Genomic DNA, 20,212 nt, shown 5'->3' with positions numbered 1-20,212 from the left:
ATAAGACCGCAGGTAACGCGGAAGCACATCACCCGGTCAGGTGATCGAGGGCGGTTCGAGCGCAGCCAGGGACGCGGTTTCGGCACCGTCGATCAGCATTGCTGCGCGGGCACGGGCCGCTTTTGACGCTGCCTCCAGCCGACGATCGTCCGCGATAAGCGCACACAGCGCCTTGGCCACTGCAGCGGTATCGTCGGCTGCTGTCACAAACCCCGCACCCGCCTCACCCAGCAGGGTCGGCGGGGTCCCCCGGTCATAGCAGATCACAGGGCGCCCGGCGGCCATGGCTTCGAGCACGGTCAAACCAAAGCTCTCGGCAAAATGGGACAGCGACAGGACGATATCCGCCTGGCGCATGGCGGCCACCGGATCCGGGACATACCCCGCATGGCGTATGTTTGCCGGCAAATCTCCCAACCGTTTCAGATCCGGTGTCTCTGGGCCAATCAGCAGGAACTGAGCCTCTCCGCCCATCCGGGCAAACTGCCGGGCCACCTCGGCGAAATCCCGAACCCCCTTCTTGGCGATCAGGCTGCCGATGAGCGCCACGCGCGGCGGATCGGCGGGGGCAAAGGGCAGGGTCTGCAGGTCCGGGTTGATCCTGTTGGGCAGCAGGGCGATCTGACCAGCAGGCAGACCCAGCCACTCTGCCACAGCTTGTGAATTGGCGCTGAACCGGTCGGCGTGGCGCAGCAGATGGTGGCGCAGTTCTTCGGCGCTGCATCCCAGATCCATGCACAGGCGTGGATCCTGCGCGGGGAGCTCGTGCACATGCACCATGCTTGGAATGCCAACCTGTCTTGCGGCCCGCAGCGGGGCATCCATAACCGCGGTGTTCTGGTGTATTTCCACAGCTTTGCTGCTGCGGATCAGCTCGGCCAGCCCGGCAACGGTTGCAGGGTGTGGGGGGACGTTGCCAAAGATCCAGCCATAGGGTCGCACATGCACCTGATATGCGCGGGCTTTGAGCGTCTCCAGATAATCAGGGTTCTGGATTTGTGGCAGCACCACCGAGGGCGTCATGCCTGCCGCATACAGGCGCTCAAGCAGGTCGATCAGGCAGCGTTCAGCCCCAAATACATGAGAGCGCGCCTGATGCCCGAACACCAGAACATGCCGCCCCGCGGCGGGTGGGGGCAGGGCGCCCTCAAAGATCGGCAGAGGCGACAGGCCCTGTGCACGCCCTTCTTGCAGATAGTGGCGCAAAGGGGACCCGGAAAACGGCCCATAAGCCATACGGTAGCCCGAGGTGGAGAACCCTGGCCCCGGATCGCGATCCTCGGCCTCGCCGGTTGTTGCATAGTGCAGATGACCGTCCGTTTCGCGGATGCGCAGATCCGGATAGTTCTGCATGTACCAGCTGTCCTCATAGATCCCGGATGTGGCTAGCCATTCCGCATCATCCGCGCGCGGCGGCGGGTCATTTGTGGCGGGCAGGGCCAAGGCGGCGGGGATCTGGTAAGGGCGCTCTTTGGGGTATTGCGGCAAGGGCAGATCGCCCCGGTCCTGCATGCGAAGATGCCAGCGTTGCCCCGCCAGCTGATAATCCCGCCGCGCCCCGAACAGATGCGACCCGATCCCGGTTTCGCGCGCCTGTGTCAGGGACTGCGGGCGCACCCGGCCAAAGGATAGCGGGATACCGGGCAGCACCTCGATCAAGGACTTGGGGCCAAAGCGCGCCTGCAGGCGCAGATGATATTCGGTATCAGCGGCAGCGCGGGCCCGGTCCCAGAACCCGAGCGCTTCCCGGGCCTCGGCGCGGATCATCAGCGACGAGATGTCAGGATGGGTCAGCCCCTCTTCGCGCCACCAACGGGTAAAGCGCAGATCGGGGGTGGTGCGCACCCAATGGGCCAGGCTGGCGACGGGCGCGCGCGCGCCCGTCAGCGCGCGGGCCTGCTGCGCGATCCGGTCCGGATGGGCCCAGTCATCCGCATCCAGAACCGTGACAAAGGCACCGCTGGCCTGTGCCATGCCCAGATTGCGGGCGCCATAGGTGCCCGGTTCGGCATGTCCGTCCAACAGGCGGATACGGGGATCTTGCCGCGTGGCGATCCGGGCGATTTCGGCGGTTCTGTCGGTCGACCCATTGTCGACCACCAGAATTTCAAGATTGCCCCAGCTTTGATCGCGCAGGCTGCGCAGGGTGGTGGCCAGGGTGGTTTCGGCATTGTAGGCGGGCACGATGACACTGACCAGGGGGCCCCGGCGATTGGGGCGCACCGATCCTGCGGGGCGCAACCCATCAAAAGCGGGTTGATCCGGGTGGGCGGGGTCCACGGCAACACTGATCTTGCCCGCACGCCGGTAAAGCGGGGCCAGCACCTGTGTCCAGGCCGTACCATGCCCGGCGCCTATGGCCAGAATGTTGGCCTCGGCCAGGGTCAGATCGGGCAGGAGGCCGAACAGCGCCCGCGCCTGCGTCAGCATCTGGCGCGCCGCGGCAAGATCCCCGGCCATGACGTCAGCCTCGATGCTCAAAAGCGCCGGATCCGGCAGACAGAACCCGCGCAGGATCTCGCGGTCCGGATCGAGGCCGCGCAAAAGTGCTTGAGCATCCCCCCAGTTGCCGTTGCGCGCCTGCAGACGGGCACAGGCAAGCGTGGCCCAAACCTGATCGGCGCGGGGAATGTCTCCGGCGGTGTTGCGGGCCAGAGCGTCAAGTGTGTCGTGGTCTGCTTCCGACAGGCCCCAGCGCACATCGCGCTCTCGCCAGGCCGCCATCATGAGACAAGGCAGGCGCCCCTCGTCCCGACCCCACCGCAGGTAATGCTGCAACGGATCCAGCCCCGCAGCGGCCACATCTCCATATCTGTCCAGGTACCACTGTGCGTCAAAAAACAGCGGTCGGCACCTTGTGCGCCGAAGAAATTTGAGATGGTGCAGCATGGGAAGATAAAACAGACGAAGCGGTCGGGCAGGGGGCACCGCAGAATTGACCCGGGTAAGAGTGTCACTTTACAAAGGAAAAAATCAAGGTCATTTAGTGCACGTCTGTATTTGGCGCCATCCGTTTGACGTTTTTTTGGGATTGAAGATAATGACTGGAATTTCGGGGCAGAATGCCGGTTTTGCCCAACTTCCTGAAGCTGTCCGTGTTTTGCAAAGACAACTTGAAAGGCTCTATTTGTCCAGATCCGAACTGGAACGCGAGCTGCAGGAGTTGCGCGCAACACAGCCGCTGATGCTGACCCGTCCGCCGCGCCCCTCACTTCTGGTTCGAATCCTGATGCGCATCAGCAAGCGCCTGCGGCAGCGCCATTGTCTGGATATCATCCGCCAAAGCGAATTGTTCGATGCCGTCTGGTATCTCAAGACCTATGAAGATGTGCGCACCGCAGGCATGGATCCCGCGCTGCACTATCTGCTCAACGGCGCCAGCGATCTGCGCAATCCCGGGCCGTATTTCGACACCGAGCATTACCTCACACTCTATCCGGATATCCGAGACAACAAGATGAACCCGCTCTTTCACTACATGATTGCCGGGTTTAACGAGAAACGCTCCATCCGGCCGAACATGCCGGTCATCCCGGACCCCGCCCAGGACAAAAGAAACGTTTGATCATGTCTCAATCCCCGTCTTCATCTGTGCAGGGCTGGCGACTACCGCGTCGTGTCGCATATGTCGTGAACCACAGCTATCCCTACAGCAGTGACGGCTATGCCGTGCGCACCCATGAAATCGCGCGCGCCCTGGTCAAGCGTGGCCACGATGTGATCGTGTTCAATCGTCCCGGCCACCCCTGGGATGCAGACGATTTTCCCTCGGACCAGAAGGTCGCCCCAGAGCAGGTTATAGATGGGGTGCGCTATGTGTTCCTCCCCAGTGACAAACAGGTCGGTATGAACCGCCGCGCGCGTCTGCGTCAGGCCGAACGCACCCTGTTGGAGGCCTTTGAAATCTTTCGCCCCAATGCGGTCATCGCGGTGTCGAACTGGGAAAACGCAGAGCCCGCACAATATGCAGCCCGCCGGTTTGGGGCGGCGTTCCATTATGAACAGCGCGGGTTTTGGGAGATGACCCATGCGACCTGCAATCCTGGCTACGAGGACAGCGAGGAATATCAGCGGGACCGTACGAACGAGTTGCAGATCGCCAAGGCCGCCAAGCTGGTCTTTACCCTGAGCGGTGCGATGCGGGACGAGTTGGTGGCCCGCGGGGTGGACCGCAACAAGATCCTGCTGGTGCCCAACGGGGTGTCGCGCCCCAATCCGACCCGCGTCCGGCTTGACCGCAAGGACATCGGCTGCACGTCCCGGTATCTGCTGGGATATGTCGGCTCGCTCAAGGACTACGAGGGCACACAGGATCTTTTGCGTCTGGTGTCGACCTTGCGCAAAGATGGACTGGACGTGGATCTCATGGTCGTTGGATCCGGCGCGCCCAAGGGGTTGGTCGGCACCTCGCATGTCAGCAAGGCCGAACAGGAACTGCGGGCTGAAATCGAACGGCTCGGGCTGCGGGATGCGGTGCATTTGATCGCACAGGTCGAGCAGAGCCAGGTCGGCCCCTATTACAGCCTGATGGATGCAATGATCATGCCCCGGCACAGCACGCCGGTTACGGATCTGGTGCCCGCGCTCAAACCGTATACCGCCGCGGCCTATGGCGTGCCGATGTTCCTCAGCGATCTGGCCCCGCTGGTCGAGATGGCGCCGGACATCCATGCCTCGATCTTTCCCGAGGGCAACATCCCCGAACTGGCTCGGATGGTGCGCCACACGTTGGAACATGGCGGCCACCTTGCGGTGCTGAACACTCTGAAACCCGAGGTCTACTGGGACAAGCGGGTGGATCCGATGGTCCGGGCGTTGCAGCAGGCCGAACAGGCCGCCAAGCCCCTGTCTGATATCTTCGGCTCGACTGCTTCGCCCCATGCCGGTGATGCCGAAGCGCCCAAAGCCCGGTTTGATGCCCATATCCTGCCGCGGGTTGCACTGCGCGGCAACACCGGCGCCGATCCTGTTGCGGCGATCGGCCCCTGTGCGCATCTGTCCGAGGACACACAGATCACCCGCTTGACCCGCGCCAATCTGCTCTCGGAGCTGGCGCTTGGCGATGTGGGCTGTTTCATCATCGACTGGGCCGGTCTGCAGGAGGATCCCGGCGAGTGGTCGGGCCTGTGGTCGATCGCAAACATGCGCCTCAATCGCCAGATCATGGATGCCTGCCGCATTGCATTGGATCAAGGATGGCGGTTGCAGGTGATTGGCCCGGTGTTGCGCTCCAGGGCGCCTCTGTTCCGGACCGTTGCCGACGTTTTCGAGGAAATTCAGCCATCGCAACCGATGCTGCAACAGGCTGAGGCCGATCAGGACGCACAACGACAGGAAGCAAGCGCATGAGGGTCGCGATTCTCGCCGAGCAGAATTTCAATCTGATAGACGGATCCACGATCTGGCTGCTGAATGTGTGCAAGCTGCTGGCTCTGCAGCCTGACCTGACGATTGACCTGGTTCTGACGCATCGGTTGGACAATCGGGTTCTGGCCCAGGAATTGCCGGACACGATCCGGGTCTACAGCGCCGACGTTCTGCTGGAAACCGCCGGCATTGCCGACGCGCAGCTGCGTCCCGAGACCGTTGTTGATGTGATGCGCGCCTGGGAGGCGCAAACCGGGCCCTACGATCGTATTTTTGTGCGCGGTGCCGACTATCTGACCCGGTTGCTGAACACGCCCGAACTGCGGGACCGGATCGTGGCCTATGCCCCCAGTGCCATTCCTGATCTCGGCGCGCCGGAACCGGAATGGGTGCGCCTGGCGCGCGCCACCCGCACTCGGGTCGTGGTGCAGAGCGACACCGCCAAACACGCCATGGAAGCCCTGCTGGATTACCCGGCATATGTTGTCCATGTGGTGCCGCCCATCGTGTTCCAGCCCGACACTGCCCCGCAGGCCTGGGAGGGTCCGGCAACCCTGTGCTACTCGGGCAAGATCGACTTGCACTATGGGCTCGACTGGTTGATCGACCTCTGCGAAGAGGTCGCCGAAGATCCGCAGCTGAACGTGCAGTGGATTGCCGGCAAGGACACGCACCGTCCCCGCTATCGCCCGTTCTTCAAGGTGATGGACAGCTTCCGCGCCCGTCTGGCCGACGGGGCGCTGCCGGGGATATCGCTGCTGTCGAATATCCCCCACGCCGAGGCCAAGGATCTGATGCGGCAGGCCAGCCTGGCCTATTGCCTGCGTCATGACCGCTATGACGATGTGATCGAGATTTCGACCAAGATTGTCGAATTCTGCACCCTGGGCGTGCCACCGATCCTGAACGACAACGCCCTGAACCGTGCTCTGTTTGGCGACGACTATCCTTATCTGGTCGATATCGCCCAAGATGAGATCGCCCCCAAGGTTCTGGGCTTTCTGCGCAATACGGACAGCGCCGACTATGCTCGGGCACAGGAGCGGATCGCCGAGATTGCCCGGCAATTCTCGGCCGAAAGCCTGTCCGACAGCCTCAGTCATGCCATCCGTGGCTATCTTGCCAATGCGCCTGTGCTGACCGATACGCCGCGCAAGATCATGATCGCCACCCATGAACGCAAGTTCCTGCGCCAGTTCCTGGACCGCGTCCGCGGGGACAGCAATGTCGAGATCACCTGGGAGACCTGGAAGAGCACGATCAAGCCGCTGAACCGCCCGCATGTGCCAGACGATGTGGACACGGTACTGTGCGAATGGTGCTGTCAGAACGCGGTCTGGCATTCCAACAACAAACGCCCTGGCACCCGGTTGATCGTACGGCTGCACCGCTTTGAGGCGTTCCGGGAATTCCCCGCCCTGGTGCAGTGGGACAATGTGGATGCCCTGATCGTCGTCTCGGATTGGTTCCGCGACCGGGCGATCGAACGCTATGGGATCGCGCCCGAGCGTGTTCACGTCATGCCGCAATATATCGACTGGCACGGGCTGCAGCGCCCGAAACTGCCCGAGGCGCGCTTTACTCTGGGGCTGGTGGGTATCAACCCGTTCGAACATAAGCGGTTTGATCGGGCCATTGATTTCTTCAAGGCCCTGCGCCAGCGCGACTCGCGGTTTCAGCTGGCCGTGCGCAGTTCCATGCCATGGGAGATCCAATGGGTCTGGGATCGCCAGGATGACACCCGTGCAAAATTCGAGGAAACGTTCCAACGCATTTTCACCGACCCGGATCTGGCCTCCAGCATCCGGTTCGATCCGGCCGGCCAGGACATGGAGGAATGGTATCGCGGGATTGGCGTGATCCTGTCCAGCTCTGACAGCGAAGGATGCCATACCTCGGTGATCGAGGGTTTGGCCTCTGGGTGCTTGCCAGTCGTACATGACTGGCCCGGGGCCAGGTCCCTGTTCGATCCACATGTTTATGCAGATATGGCCAAGGCCATTCCCGCCGTGATCGCATTTGCCGATGATCCGGAAACAGGGCAGACCCGCGAGACTCTGGCCTCCAGCGTGGCCTGTCATGATGTTGAAAATTTTGCACAGAATTTCATGAAGTTATAACCGAGAGGGAATAGGGGTGAAGAAAGTCACTTTTGAACAGGTAGAGCGCAAGCGCAGAGAGTTGTCACAGGTTCTACGCCAGTTCCGGGCTGCAAAGGGGCGTTATCACAACCCTGCTCCGGAATTGCCGGCACATATCCTGGAAGAGTGTCAGGTGCTGCCGGGGCGGCTTGCCCTGCTCGACAAGTTGGAACCCGATCAGACCCTGGGACTGCTGGGCGTTGCCACCGGCGATCTGGCGGCACAGATCCTCTATCGCAGCAAGCCTGCCATGTTGCACTTGTTCGACGAAGATCTGTCTCGCATGGTCAACCCGGACATCCGTGCCGAACTGGCCTCGGAGGAATGCCGCCTCAAACCCCATGTCGGGGGTGTCGGCGACACGCTGTCCCGGCTGCCTGATGCGCATTTCGATGTGTTCTACATCAACGGCGATCACGCCTATGACGCGGTCAAGGCGGATATCGAACGCATCCTGCCCAAGATCAAACCCGGCGGCGCGATGATTTTTCATTCCTATACGACCTGGTCGGCCGTCACCATGTATCACTGTGGGGTTGCCCGGGCCGTGCATGAATTCTGTTTGGAAAACCCTTGGCGGTTCCGCTATCTAGCGCTGGAACCAATGATGTACAACGACGTGATGTTGGTGCATGAGGCCGACAACAGCTGAGGCTGTGGACCGCACGTCGTACTTTCGCTCGCTCGAGCGCTTTGATCGTATTGGAAAGGAAATAAGTGATGGCTCCGACCAAGTTTCAGGCCAAAATTCTCAATAAAGGCCAGGAGCGTTATACCCGTTACCAGGTGCAGCATCGCAAGTATTTTGGCGCGCCGCAGACCGGGCGGGTCCTGGATTTCGGCTGTGGGGCGGGGGGCTTTGTCCTTGGCGCCTTGCAGGACGGGCTGGATGCCTGGGGGATTGAGGTCGATGAAGAGCGTGAGCGCCAGTTCGACAACATCACCGAACGCAATTTTCCGCAGTGGCGTGATCGATTCTATCTCTATCCCGGGCGGTTGATGCCCTATCCGTCGAACCATTTTGACGGCATCTATTCCTGGTTCGTGTTCGAGCATGTCCCCGATCCGCAGACCTCTCTGCGCGAAATCGCCCGTGTCCTGAAACCCGGTGGGACCCTGCACATTCACGCCGAAGATGTGCGCAACCTGTGGGAAGGTCACGCGCTGGCGCCTTGGCCCGCCTATATGCCCCGTGAGTTTGCCGCAGCCTATCTCGAAGGTCTGGGCAAGACAGATCATGCGGATTTCGTGACCAATCTGGTGGTCTATATCAGCGCCCCGATCATTCAGGAAATCCTGACCACCCTTGGCCTGGAAGTTGTCTATGCCAGCGCCGCACCGGTTCGCCCTGCCATTCCCGAGGGACTTTATGTTACAAATGACCAAGAGGCCCGCGCCCTTGGGATGAAAATGCGCAATATCGCAATTTCCGGGCCTCAGGAAAATTTGACCATTATTGCTAGAAAACCAAAGATATGACGCGAAAACTTTTTGGAACAGACGGCGTAAGGGGGCGTGCAAACAGCTACCCTCTGGTTGTTCCCACTGTTGTCAGCCTGGCCTCGGCCGTCGGGCAATATTTCAACCGGGACAAACAGCGCCACCGGGTGGTGATCGGCAAGGACACACGCCGATCCTGCTACATGCTGGAAAATGCCCTGGCTGCGGGATTTACCGCAGCGGGGATGGATGTGTTTGCACTGGGGCCCATTCCGACCCCGGCGGTCGGGCGGCTGACCCATTCGATGCAAGCCGATCTCGGGGTGATGATTTCCGCCTCGCACAACCCGCATTATGACAACGGGATCAAATTCTTCGGTCCTGACGGATACAAGCTCGACGATGCTGCCGAGGCCGAAATCGAGGCCCTGATGCAGCAGGCCATTCCGCCCGTCGATGCATTGAAAATCGGCCGGGTCGATCGTCTCAACGACGCGGGCGGGCGATATGTGGAATATGCCAAGACAACCGTTGCCGATCGCGGCCGGCTGACGGGGCTCAAAGTGGTGTTGGATTGCGCCAATGGTGCCGCCTATCGGGTGGCCCCCACCGTGTTGTGGGAACTGGGCGCCGAGGTGATCCCGATGGGGATCAATCCAAACGGATACAACATCAACGCAGGGTGCGGATCGACCCAACCTGATCTGGCGGCCATTGCGGTGCTGGAAAACAAGGCCGATATCGGGATCTGCCTGGACGGAGATGCGGATCGCATCGTGATCATCGACGAAACCGGTGCGGTGGTGGATGGGGACCAGCTGATGGCTCTGCTGGCCGAAAAATGGGCCGCAGCCCAGAAGCTGCGCCACAACACCCTGGTGGCCACGGTGATGTCGAACCTGGGGCTGGAACGCCACATGACGGACCGGGGGATCAAGCTGCAGCGCACGCCGGTGGGTGATCGCTATGTGGTCGAGGTCATGCGCAAGAACGGCTACAATCTGGGCGGTGAGCAATCGGGTCATATCGTCATGACCGATTATGCCACCACCGGGGATGGTCTGGTTGCGGCCTTGCAAGTCCTGTCCCTGCTACAGGAAAGCGGGCGTCCGGCCAGCGAACTGACCCGCGTGTTTGAAACCGTGCCGCAGATCCTGGAAAATGTGTCCTTTCTCGAAGGCATCGCGCCGCTGGAAAACCCCATCGTGGTCGAGGCGATCCGCGAAGGTGAGGCCCGTCTGGGCACAAAAGGCCGGCTCTTGGTGCGCAAATCGGGCACCGAACCCCTGATCCGGGTCATGGGCGAATGCGAGGATTCCGCCCTGCTGCAATCGGTGGTCGCAGACATCGCCCAAAGCATCTCGCAGCTGCGCTGAGACGCGCGCCTGCCTTTTGGGGGAAGGGCGCACAGCACTTACCTGCTCATGGTGTCAAAGCCGGTTGAGCACACAGGCCATGTACAGGGCGATATCCCCCAGTCGCCCTTGCCGATAGACCCCGGACTGGCGCAACGACGAAAGCCGTCGCACGACCCCTCCTCTGCGGGCCTGGGCGAAGTGCTGCAGAACCCTGTGGGCGTCGGGGGTCATCTGCGGTTCAAGCCCGGCCAAGGCGGCCAGATTGGTCGCGCTCCACGATCGGAACTGCCCCCCCAAAAGCGCAACCAGACGCGCCATCTGCGCCCGTGCCGAAAGGTTTGCACCAATCTGGTTGTGATCGTGCTGCCGGTAGGACAGCACGGGGTCCGGATCGCGCACAATGGTGCCACCACAGCCGCTGACCACCTGATAGAGCCACCAGTCATGTGCCACCGGGATAGCCTCCTCGTGGATGCAGGTTGCAACCAGATCCAACGCAGCCCGGTTCAGCACCATGGTGTTGCCACCGCCAATGGATTGCACCAGCGCATTGCGAAACCCCGGTGTCCGCGGGAAATGCGGGGACGGCCCCATCGGGGTCAGGTCCTCGTCACAGATCAGGGTCCGGGCACAATAGAGCGCAGGCACCTCTGCAGGCAGGGCCGCCAATTGGGTCAGGGCGCGTTCGATCTTGTCGGGAAACCAGACATCATCCTGATCCGACAGGGCCGCATAAGGCACGTCAGGCGGGACGGCTTGCAACAGTGACTGGAAGTTTCGGACAAATCCCTGCTGTGGTCCGTTCCGGCAGGTGATCTGCCGATCCGGATGGGCGGCCGCAAAGTCGGCCACGATTTCGGGGCCCTGATCGCGTGATCCGTCATCGGACACGATCAACGACCAATGCGGCCAGCTTTGCGCCGCAAAACTGTCAAGCTGCTCCTGCAGGAAGCGGGCGCCCTGATACAGGCCCAAAAGGATGCAGACACCATCGTTTTCAGACAGCTGTGCCTGTGATGTCCTCATCTCTGTCTCCTGCCTGGGCCACGGGGTCCGAGTGTTTTATCCCGCTCCGGCCCAGACACAAGCATTGTAACGAAGGGTTTGGCAAAAGCCGCGCCAACCCTGGGGCAGACCGGGGGCAGACCGGGGCAAATGCCGCCGATCTGATACCTCGGTGGTGGACTTTACAGCCCGAAACAGAATATCGAGGGGGTCAGCCGCTCTGACGTGACAACTGCATCTGGAACTTCACATGAAATCAGCACTCATCACGGGGATCACCGGACAGGATGGATCGTATCTGGCCGAATTCCTGCTGGAAAAAGGCTATGAAGTCCACGGTATCAAACGCCGGGCTTCGTCGTTCAACACGCAGCGGGTGGATCACATCTATGAGGATCCGCATGCCGGAAGCGGCCGGTTCAAATTGCACTATGGCGATCTGACCGACAGTTCGAACCTGACCCGGATCATCCAGGAAGTGCAGCCTGACGAGGTTTATAACCTGGGCGCGCAGAGCCACGTAGCTGTCAGCTTTGAAAGCCCGGAATACACGGCGGATGTGGATGCCATGGGCACGTTGCGCCTGCTCGAGGCGATCCGCTTTCTGGGGCTGGAGAAGAAGACGCGGTTCTATCAGGCCTCGACGTCAGAGCTGTATGGTCAGGTGGTGGAAACCCCGCAGACCGAGAAAACCCCGTTCCACCCGCGCAGCCCTTATGCGGTGGCCAAGATGTATGCCTATTGGATCACGGTGAATTACCGCGAGGCTTACGGCATGTATGCCTGCAACGGCATCCTGTTCAATCACGAGAGCCCGCGCCGGGGCGAGACATTCGTGACCCGCAAGATCACCCGCGGTCTGGCCAATATCGCGCAAGGGCTCGAAGACTGTCTTTACATGGGCAACATCGACGCGCTGCGCGATTGGGGCCACGCCAAGGACTATGTGCGCATGCAGTGGATGATGCTGCAGCAGGACGCGCCCCAGGATTTTGTCATCGCCACCGGCGTGCAATATTCGGTGCGCCAATTCATCGAATGGTCGGCCCAGGAATTGGGGATCACGCTCGAGTTCTCAGGCACAGGCACCGAAGAGATCGCCACCGTGGCCGCGATCGAGGGCGACATGGCCCCCGCGCTCAAGGTCGGCGATGTGGTGATGCGCATCGATACGCGCTATTTCCGCCCCGCCGAGGTCGAGACCCTGCTGGGCGATCCGGCCAAGGCCAAGGCGGAACTGGGCTGGACGCCTGAGATCACCGTGCAGGAAATGTGCGCCGAGATGGTGCGCGAGGACCTCAAGACCGCGCGCCGCCATGCGCTGCTGACGCAGCACGGCATGGATGTGCCGGTGGCACACGAGGGCTGATCTGATGCAGAAGATCTATGTCGCCGGACATCGCGGTATGGTGGGCGGGGCCATTTTGCGCCAATTGCAGGCACGCCAAACGGCGGGCGAAGCGCTGGATCTGATCACCCGCACCCACAGCGAGCTGGATCTGACCGATCAGGCCGCCGTGCGCGATTTCATGGCGATGGAAACACCGGACGTGGTGATCCTGGCCGCCGCGCGTGTTGGCGGCATTCACGCCAACAACACCTATCCGGCCGATTTCATCTATGAAAACCTGATGATCGAATGCAACGTGATCCATCAGGCCTTTGGCGCCGGGGTGCAGCGTCTGCTGCAGCTGGGATCATCCTGCATCTATCCGCGCGCCGTACCCCAGCCCATGCGCGAGGATGCGCTGCTGACCGGCGTGCTGGAGCCCACCAACGAACCCTATGCGGTGGCCAAGATCGCGGGCATCAAGCTGTGCGAAAGCTACAACCGCCAGCATGGGGTCGATTATCGATCTGTCATGCCGACCAATCTCTATGGTCCAGGCGACAACTTTCACCCCGAAAACAGCCATGTTCTGCCCGCCCTGATCCGCCGCTTTCACGAGGCGGCACACAGCGGCGCAGAAGAGGTTGTGATCTGGGGCACGGGCACACCGCGCCGCGAGTTTCTGCATGTGGATGACATGGCCGAGGCCTCGCTGTTTGTGCTGGATCTGCCTGCGGACACCTATGCCGCCAACACCGATCCGATGCTGAGCCATATCAACGTCGGCACCGGCAGCGACATTGCCATCCTGGAACTGGCGCAGATGGTGGCCAAGATCACCGGCTTCACAGGCCGGATCACAACCGATCCGGACAAACCGGACGGCACCCCGCGCAAGCTGATGGATGTGGGTCGGCTGGCCGGGATGGGGTGGCGGGCGCAGATCCCGCTGCAACAAGGCGTCACCGAAACCTATCAATGGTTCCTCGACAATCAGGACCGGTTCCGGGGCTGATCCAGCTCTGCCTGGGCCAAGTCCGTTCTCCTTGCTGGTCAGCAAGAAAGGGGATTTGTCGCAACCCAGTTTAGAATGTGCCCTTTACGGGAATCAAAAGCGATTAATCCGTTTTATGTTAAATAATTTCGATCCTATACGAAATGAGCTGCGCAACCCCCAAATTCCCCACAGGCTGCAACAGTACACATTGTTACGCTTTTTCAAACTACGGAAACCAACGAGTGAACACCTTTGGGTTCCCTCGGACACTCAACCAAAGATTGCCTCGGCTAGAAGACGCCGACAGAAGGCTTCATAAAAAATACATTAGATGTATTGGGACGTTCCCAATACATTCGATGCCAATCGGCGTCACATTGTAGGTGTTATCCAACTTAATCCGTTTTATCGCTGACAGAACACAACCAGCGGCAACCAATCCAGCGTTGAGGAAGTCCCAACCAGCACTTCAGCCAACAAGTTGAGAGTACAAGTACATTTATCACGCCCTGACCTTAGACGAGGACCAAAAGAGGCCGCAAAACACCCGCGTTAATGAGTTTCGAGAGCAGAACGAGTGACCAAGTATAGAACAAGCGGATCATCGATCGCTAAGCTAACAAACGCTGCAGGCCGGACCATAGGCTGGGTCATCTTGTGGGACAATTCCGAGTTGTCTGCTCTCTGGCTCGGTGGTGACCGAAAAGCAAAGCAGATTGATCCACCTTTGCCATCCAGAACGATCAAGGCCGCCAAGGCCGTCACCACCGATGCGATAACAGATCTACTTGAAACCTTGTCAGCAAAGAGTGAAGGCGAGATCTAGCAATGTCGGGCAAGATATTCCTTCAAGTTATATGATTTCAGTTCACAATAGTATACTATTGTGGAAATCTTGATTCGACCTTGTGATTGCTCAGAGTTCACCCCATGCCGCGCAAACTGACGTATTTCACATTCACTGCTGCCCTTGGATTGGGAACTCTGACGAGCTTTTCCCAGGAGGCCGAGGCCCAAACCTATCCGATCGATTGCGCCATTCTTCTGTGTCTCTCTGGCGGATGGCCAGCCTCGGCTCCATGCGCCCGCGCGCGGGCAGAATTCATCCGACGGATCACACCCTGGCCCGTTGAACCACCACTTCAGATCTGGCGCTGCCCCATGGGTGCATCTTTTGATCCTGGCAATGATCACCTCTACCTACCACGCATCTTCGATGCACTCATGGATGCTCCCATTCCGCTTCTTCAGAGCCTTCCTGCAGATGAGGGAAACGCCGGGTTCACGCCGACTACAACCGTGCTTCATTTCAACAGACCTACAATCAAGGTGCCCCTGGGAGACTACGCCCTGCACCTTGCACAGGAGCGCGCTGACATCGATATCAGCGGGCCCGAGTTCAACTTCGTACGCTCTATCCGTGTTTTCGACGTGCGATATGCACGACAAAACGTGGAAGACCGTGATGGGTGGTGCTATCGGAGCGCAGCGGTCGTTCTGGGCACCTATGGGACCCAAGGCGACTTCTCATGGGCACCGTCATCTGTAGCAGCGTTGCCTGAGGCCCTTAGCGGACTAGACCGCTGGGGCGAGGACTGCCCGAGTATCTACCACCGTTCAGTCTTCGTGGATTGGCGGGATTTTGAAGGCAGTTACGGCTACGAGCAGGTAGATTACTAAGCCCCAACATCCCCAAGTCCGCGTTCGACTGAATGACATGGCCCCAGCTGCACGTATCCTGCGAAGTAGCTACACTGGAAGATCTGACCATGCGCGATTTCCAGAACGCGAGGCGAGCAAAACGCAACAGGCATCGGTTCCCAGCCTGAACTTGAAACAAAACGCCCCCTACCCAGAGCAGATCACTCTCCGAGGTCCTCCAGGAACCGCCCATACTCCTGGCTCACCTCACGCGCCTCTTCAAAAGCCCGGACACGTTCCTCTTCAAGGCATCGGAAATAGCTCTGGATGTCCCGAATGTAGAGCTCGAAGTCGCCCTTGATGATATCGACATAATCCCGCACGGCCCGAGGATCGTTTGGCACAAATGGTCTGGGTGGTGGGCGACATGACGAAGCTGATGCGCCACCGGTCAAACAGATCAGCAAAAGTATAGCTTGGAGCCCAATCCCCCATTGCGGCCGGATTTTGCACATTATCCTTATTTTCTTGAACACGTGCACGACCCCGGTCTATTCGTTAAATGAGCAAAAATCTGCTTGCCTCGCAACAACTATATCTTGCGAATTATTGCTATACTATCGTATGCCTGGGCTTCAATATGAAAACCCGGTCATCCGCCTATGAGAAGAAAGCGTGATCCGGGTGATGGACCTAGAACAAGAAGCACCGAATGTGGTTACCGAATCCGGCTTCCGCGCGCTCGTCGAGAGCGGCCATCGTGTGGAAGTCATCTGCAAGGAAGACGCTTATAAGAAAGGCCCCAACTGGCACGGGGTCTGGATCATGCGCACCGTCAGCGATGCAGGCGTCGAGAAGCTTCTCGTCACAGCCCGGACCCGAACGTCCCGCAACGATATCAAGATCCGCGAGATCAGAACGGTCACAGGGGTCATTTCCTTCCTTCAGGGGGTCGGTTTCTCACACGCAGATATTCCGCTCGAGGAAGGCAAGCGAACGGTTCACAAGCTCTCCAGCGAAGAGCTGGCGGCCGGTCGGACTTAGCGGCCTTCTCCTCTCCTTCCTGAGCCTGCCCGCATCAGCCGACATGGTGCTGGTGATGGACAGCGATGGCTCGCTTTTTCCATCGCAGGCTCAGATCAAATTCGCTCGCAACTACAATGCTGGGATTGGTCAAACCCCGGCATCAAACAGTCTTCTCATCATCGGTGGAGAGGCCAACGCCGAAGATGATGCTACCCTTAAAATTGCATCTGCTGCACCTCGCACCGCAGCCCCTCGCCCGGATGTTCTGGACGCGATCGAACAAACCGGGTTGCGGTACGCGCGCCACCACGGACTTCGCGCCGCCGACATAACCGTCACGGATTGGCTCAACCTCTACCAGGCCAACATAGAGATCGAGAGCGCTTATGATCCGCGCGCCGTCTCCCAGGCCGGGGCGATCGGGCTTGGGCAACTCATGCCGGAAACAGCCAAAGCACTGAATGTTGATCCACATAACTGGCGACAGAACCTTGATGGCTCAGCCCGCTATCTCGCCCTGATGCTGGCCGAGTTCAGCGACGTGCGTCTCGCCCTTGCCGCCTACAATGCCGGCCCGGACACGGTGCGCCAGCATTCCGGCATTCCCCCCTTTCGAGAAACCCAGAACCACGTCCAGCGGGTGCTGGCCGTCTTCAACCGGCTTGAAGGAGCAACCCAATGAGGTCACGCGTTTTTTGGCGATCAAAGCTCAGATCAATCAATGCCAACACCACAAAGGCGCGGAACGCTGCTGTTCGGTCGCGGGGCTCCGGTCGGACCCAGATACTAACTGCCTGCATCTCCCTCTTTGTGGTCCTGGCCGACCCGGCACTCGCACAGAGCATCGATCTGTCCCCGATCCAGAGCCTCCTTCAGGGCATTGTGGATGCGCTCACAGGACCCCTGGGCGTGGTGATCGCCACCCTCGCCGTGCTGGGCGTGTTCCTGAGCTGGTTCTTCAACATCATTGATCTGCGTCAGGCGCTCTGGGTTCTGGTCGGCATCGCCGGGGTTGCCGCCGCACCGACCATCGTTGCAGCCGTCTTTAGTGGCGGAACCGCCCCCTAGGAGATGAGAGACATGGCCGAGCGATCTCCTCTCTTTCTGGGCCTGGTCCGCCCACCAAAGCTGCTCGGCTTGCCGATCATGTATGCCATGGTCTGGCTGTTCGGATCGGTGCTGCTCTTTGTTTGGGTCCAACATTTCCTGGTGCTCGGGGTCGCGGCAATCCTGTATCCAGTGCTTTGGAAAGCGGCAGATTGGGATCCGCGGTTTTTTGACGTCATGATGACCGCACTCCAGGAAACACCTCCAACGCGGAACCGTTCGATCCACGGGGGTGACAGCTATGCCCCGTGATACGACCATCGACGCGCGCACCCTCATGTCCGATTGGTATGCCCGCGAGACACACCTGGCGCATATGCTGCCCTATGTTAGCCTGGTCGACGACACGACAGTTCGAACCCGGGTCAATGAGCTTTTCCAGTGCGTCCGGCTGAGCGGCATCAACAGTTACACCACCGATGATGCCTATCTCGATAAGGTGACCGCACTCTTTGCCCGCATCATCGCGCAGCTTGGTCCGGAGTTCAGCTACTACGTTCACAAGGTGTCGAAGTCGATCATACCAGATCTACTTCCCGTCAAAGGAGAGGGTTTCGCGGCAGCGGTGGATAGGACCTGGCGCGCAAAGCTCGTCTCCGCAGGCCTGCGGGATAAGACCCTGACGCTGACCATCATCCACCGTCCGCCGCTAAAAAGCTTCCTTGGTTTCGTGAACCGCAGCGCTCCAGAGCGGTTCCAGGAAGAGACCCAAAAACGTGTACGCCGCCTCAGAGAAGCAGTCGGCGTGTTCATATCCGGTCTTGCCGAGCTGAACCCCCATGTCCTTTCAGCGGCCTCAGGCGAATTGGTCGGCTTCCTCGGCGCGTTGAACACGGGTTGCGAACTGCCGCTTTATCCCGCCAACCGCTTCGGGTTCCTGGCTTACAACGTGGCTAACACGCGGACGACGTTCTTTGAGGATCACTTCGAGCTCTCGGACGGCGTCGTTGGCCGTCGCTTCGGAAAGAGCTTCGCCATCGGCGAATATCCCGAGGCCACGACCTGCACCATGTTCGATATGCTGAACCTGCCCGTCGATATGATCGTCACCCATTCCTTCACGCCGATCAATTCAAACCTGATGGCCGGACGCATCAAGCGGCAAAAACGCCAGATGCGGGCCTCCCAGGACGCCGCCCTCTCGCTGCTGGAAGCCCTCGACATCGCACTCGATGACCTCGAGGCCAAACGCCAAAGCTTTGGGGACCACCATATGGTCGTGACCGTTTTCTGTGACAGTCTCGACGAATTGCAGACCCTTGGAGCCGAGATCGTCAATGCAGCCGCGGCGGAAGGCGTGAAGATGATCGGCGAGAAGATGGCAGCCAGAACGCATTACTTCAGCCAGCACCCGGGCAACCAGCCCAAACGGATTCGCGCCAGTGCCGTCACCAACCGCAATTTTGCAGATTTTGCGGCGCTGCATCGCACCCAGCTCGGCAAGGAAAAACACCAATTGCCCTGGGGGCAAGAGATCACGCTCTTTCCGACACCGGAGCAAAGCGCCTATCGCTTTTCCTACCACGAACAAGGATCACCCGACAAAGAGCCGAGCAGCGGTCATACCCTCATTTTGGGCCGTCCCGGCTCCGGCAAATCCGTCCTGTCCGCCTTTCTGATGACCCAGTCGCGCCGAATAGGCGCCCGCATCTTCGTCTTTGACTACCGCCTCGGGATGGAAATGGCCGTTCGCGCCAATGGCGGTCGCTACGCCTCGATCAAAGCCGGGCAGGTCACCGGTCTCAATCCGCTCTGGACCGAGACCGACGAGCGAGGAACCGCATGGCTCTCGGATTGGCTGGCCTCTCTCCTCCATCGATCCGACAAACCACTCACACCGGTTCAGACCAACCGCATTCAGGAGGTGGTCCGTCAGAATGCCACGGCGGCCAACCCGGCCTTGCGGAACTGGAAGGATTTTGCGTCGCTCTTCGTCTCAACCGATGACAACGGTGATTTGCACCAGCGGCTCCTGGAATGGACCGAGGACGGGCGGTACGGCTGGATCTTCGGCCAAAGCCTTGAGGACACCTTCTCGCTGGAAGGCGATGTCGTCGGTTTCGACCTCACCGGCATTCTTGACAGCGAGAGCGAGAAGGAACGCATGGCCGTGCTCTCTTACCTGTTTCGGCGCATCGAACGGGAGATCGAAGACCGTCGCCCAACAATCATTGTCATCGATGAAGCCTGGAAGGCGCTGGACAACGCATATTTTGCTGAGCGGCTGTCCAACTGGCTGGTGACCGCCCGAAAGCAGAACACAGTTGCGGTGATGATGACCCAATACGCGACCCAGCTTGAGCGCACGCGCACGGGCAAGACCATCGTCGAGGCCGTGCCAACGCAGATCCTGCTCCCCAACATTCGCGCCCAGCCTGCTGATTATGCGATGCTGAACCTTTCTGAAAAAGAACTCGACGTGCTTCTGAACACGGGCAGTGACAGCCGTCTCGCCCTGATCCGGGACGATAGCGGCTCGGTCGTGGTCGATGCCGATCTCTCGGCGCTTGGTCCGCTGCTCACGATCCTTGGTGGCATGGAAAAGGGCGAGGCGCTCGTCGGTGCCGATTACCGCGATCACCCCGAATTCTGGAGGCCGACATGACCCGCCTGCCTCTCCTGTTGCTTGCGCTCAGCGCGCTCATGTCCTGCGCAGAGTACCAAGAACCCAAGGCAAATTGTTTCGCCTTCCGTGCCTCAGCTGGCCCCGCTGACCCGAGCTGTGTGTTCACACCACTTGGATCGCAGGAGGACGGCGTTGAGATCTAGGGTTGCCCATATCCCTCTGGTAATCTGTCTG

18 protein-coding genes are annotated in these 20,212 nt (G+C 59.9%); 15 read left to right on the top strand and 3 right to left on the bottom strand.

Going from position 1 to position 20,212, the window contains the following annotated elements; all coding sequences use genetic code 11:
- Positions 1-36: 36 nt before the first annotated feature.
- Positions 37-2,802: a glycosyltransferase gene (locus tag TRM7615_RS24235; RefSeq protein ID WP_165821530.1), complete on the bottom strand. Its 2,766-nt coding sequence runs from the start codon at positions 2,800-2,802 to the stop codon at positions 37-39.
- 133 nt (positions 2,803-2,935) lie between these two features.
- On the opposite strand from TRM7615_RS24235, the gene TRM7615_RS24230 reads away from it, so the two are divergent.
- From TRM7615_RS24230 to glmM, 6 genes are all read left to right on the top strand, one after another.
- Positions 2,936-3,565, top strand: coding sequence for a hypothetical protein (locus tag TRM7615_RS24230; protein ID WP_165821529.1), 630 nt, complete (start codon positions 2,936-2,938; stop codon positions 3,563-3,565).
- 2 nt (positions 3,566-3,567) lie between these two features.
- Positions 3,568-5,349, top strand: a complete 1,782-nt coding sequence (locus TRM7615_RS24225; RefSeq protein ID WP_108792552.1) for a glycosyltransferase — start codon at positions 3,568-3,570, stop codon at positions 5,347-5,349.
- Entirely contained in the window at positions 5,346-7,487 is a 2,142-nt protein-coding gene (locus TRM7615_RS24220; RefSeq protein ID WP_108792551.1) for a glycosyltransferase, read from the top strand. The genes TRM7615_RS24225 and TRM7615_RS24220 overlap by 4 nt, the downstream gene beginning before the upstream one ends.
- A gap of 16 nt (positions 7,488-7,503) precedes the next feature.
- A complete protein-coding gene (locus TRM7615_RS25805; protein WP_207775271.1) occupies positions 7,504-8,160 on the top strand; it encodes a class I SAM-dependent methyltransferase in 657 nt (218 codons plus the stop codon).
- A 68-nt stretch (positions 8,161-8,228) separates the two neighbouring features.
- A complete protein-coding gene (locus TRM7615_RS24210) occupies positions 8,229-8,987 on the top strand; it encodes a class I SAM-dependent methyltransferase (protein WP_108792550.1) in 759 nt (252 codons plus the stop codon).
- Positions 8,984-10,324, top strand: coding sequence for a phosphoglucosamine mutase (gene glmM / locus TRM7615_RS24205; protein ID WP_108792549.1), 1,341 nt, complete (start codon positions 8,984-8,986; stop codon positions 10,322-10,324). The genes TRM7615_RS24210 and glmM overlap by 4 nt, the downstream gene beginning before the upstream one ends.
- 54 nt (positions 10,325-10,378) lie before the next feature.
- Here the strand turns inward: glmM and TRM7615_RS24200 are convergent, their stop codons facing one another.
- Positions 10,379-11,332 (bottom strand): glycosyltransferase family 2 protein, encoded by a 954-nt coding sequence (locus tag TRM7615_RS24200; protein WP_108792548.1) that lies wholly within the window; start codon positions 11,330-11,332, stop codon positions 10,379-10,381.
- Positions 11,333-11,561: 229 nt separating this feature from the next.
- Here TRM7615_RS24200 and gmd point away from each other — a divergent pair, with 229 nt between their 5' ends.
- The 4 genes from gmd (at position 11,562) to TRM7615_RS24185 (ending at position 15,318) form a co-directional block, all read left to right on the top strand.
- Entirely contained in the window at positions 11,562-12,680 is a 1,119-nt protein-coding gene (gmd, locus tag TRM7615_RS24195; RefSeq protein WP_108792547.1) for a GDP-mannose 4,6-dehydratase, read from the top strand.
- Positions 12,681-12,684: 4 nt separating this feature from the next.
- Positions 12,685-13,656 (top strand): GDP-L-fucose synthase, encoded by a 972-nt coding sequence (gene fcl / locus TRM7615_RS24190; protein ID WP_108792569.1) that lies wholly within the window; start codon positions 12,685-12,687, stop codon positions 13,654-13,656.
- A 559-nt stretch (positions 13,657-14,215) separates the two neighbouring features.
- Positions 14,216-14,464 carry a hypothetical protein gene (locus TRM7615_RS25685; RefSeq protein WP_165821528.1) on the top strand — a complete coding sequence of 83 codons (249 nt, stop codon included), beginning with the start codon at positions 14,216-14,218 and terminating at the stop codon, positions 14,462-14,464.
- A gap of 104 nt (positions 14,465-14,568) precedes the next feature.
- Positions 14,569-15,318 carry a hypothetical protein gene (locus tag TRM7615_RS24185; RefSeq protein WP_108792546.1) on the top strand — a complete coding sequence of 250 codons (750 nt, stop codon included), beginning with the start codon at positions 14,569-14,571 and terminating at the stop codon, positions 15,316-15,318.
- A 182-nt stretch (positions 15,319-15,500) separates the two neighbouring features.
- Here TRM7615_RS24185 and TRM7615_RS24180 read toward each other — a convergent pair whose 3' ends face one another.
- On the bottom strand, positions 15,501-15,683 hold the full coding sequence (locus TRM7615_RS24180; protein ID WP_306417740.1) for a hypothetical protein: 183 nt from the start codon (positions 15,681-15,683) through the stop codon (positions 15,501-15,503).
- Positions 15,684-15,966: 283 nt separating this feature from the next.
- Here TRM7615_RS24180 and TRM7615_RS24175 point away from each other — a divergent pair, with 283 nt between their 5' ends.
- The 5 genes from TRM7615_RS24175 (at position 15,967) to TRM7615_RS24155 (ending at position 20,017) form a co-directional block, all read left to right on the top strand.
- Positions 15,967-16,323 (top strand): hypothetical protein, encoded by a 357-nt coding sequence (locus tag TRM7615_RS24175; RefSeq protein WP_108792545.1) that lies wholly within the window; start codon positions 15,967-15,969, stop codon positions 16,321-16,323.
- Positions 16,324-16,366: 43 nt separating this feature from the next.
- The gene (locus TRM7615_RS24170; protein ID WP_108792544.1) at positions 16,367-16,987 is read left to right on the top strand and encodes a lytic transglycosylase domain-containing protein; all 621 of its coding nucleotides are present in this window, start codon (positions 16,367-16,369) and stop codon (positions 16,985-16,987) included.
- Positions 16,988-17,088: 101 nt separating this feature from the next.
- Positions 17,089-17,373 carry a TrbC/VirB2 family type IV secretion system protein gene (locus TRM7615_RS24165; protein WP_108792567.1) on the top strand — a complete coding sequence of 95 codons (285 nt, stop codon included), beginning with the start codon at positions 17,089-17,091 and terminating at the stop codon, positions 17,371-17,373.
- A 12-nt stretch (positions 17,374-17,385) separates the two neighbouring features.
- Entirely contained in the window at positions 17,386-17,664 is a 279-nt protein-coding gene (locus TRM7615_RS24160) for a VirB3 family type IV secretion system protein (protein ID WP_108792543.1), read from the top strand.
- Positions 17,654-20,017, top strand: coding sequence for a VirB4 family type IV secretion/conjugal transfer ATPase (locus TRM7615_RS24155; RefSeq protein ID WP_108792542.1), 2,364 nt, complete (start codon positions 17,654-17,656; stop codon positions 20,015-20,017). The genes TRM7615_RS24160 and TRM7615_RS24155 overlap by 11 nt, the downstream gene beginning before the upstream one ends.
- The last annotated feature ends 195 nt before the right edge of the window (positions 20,018-20,212 follow it).

The sequence above is a fragment of the Falsiruegeria mediterranea M17 genome (assembly GCF_900302455.1).
Classification (GTDB): domain Bacteria; phylum Pseudomonadota; class Alphaproteobacteria; order Rhodobacterales; family Rhodobacteraceae; genus Falsiruegeria; species Falsiruegeria mediterranea.
The sequence above is the reverse complement of the archived record's forward strand: the minus strand, read 5'-3'. Positions and strand labels throughout refer to the sequence as shown.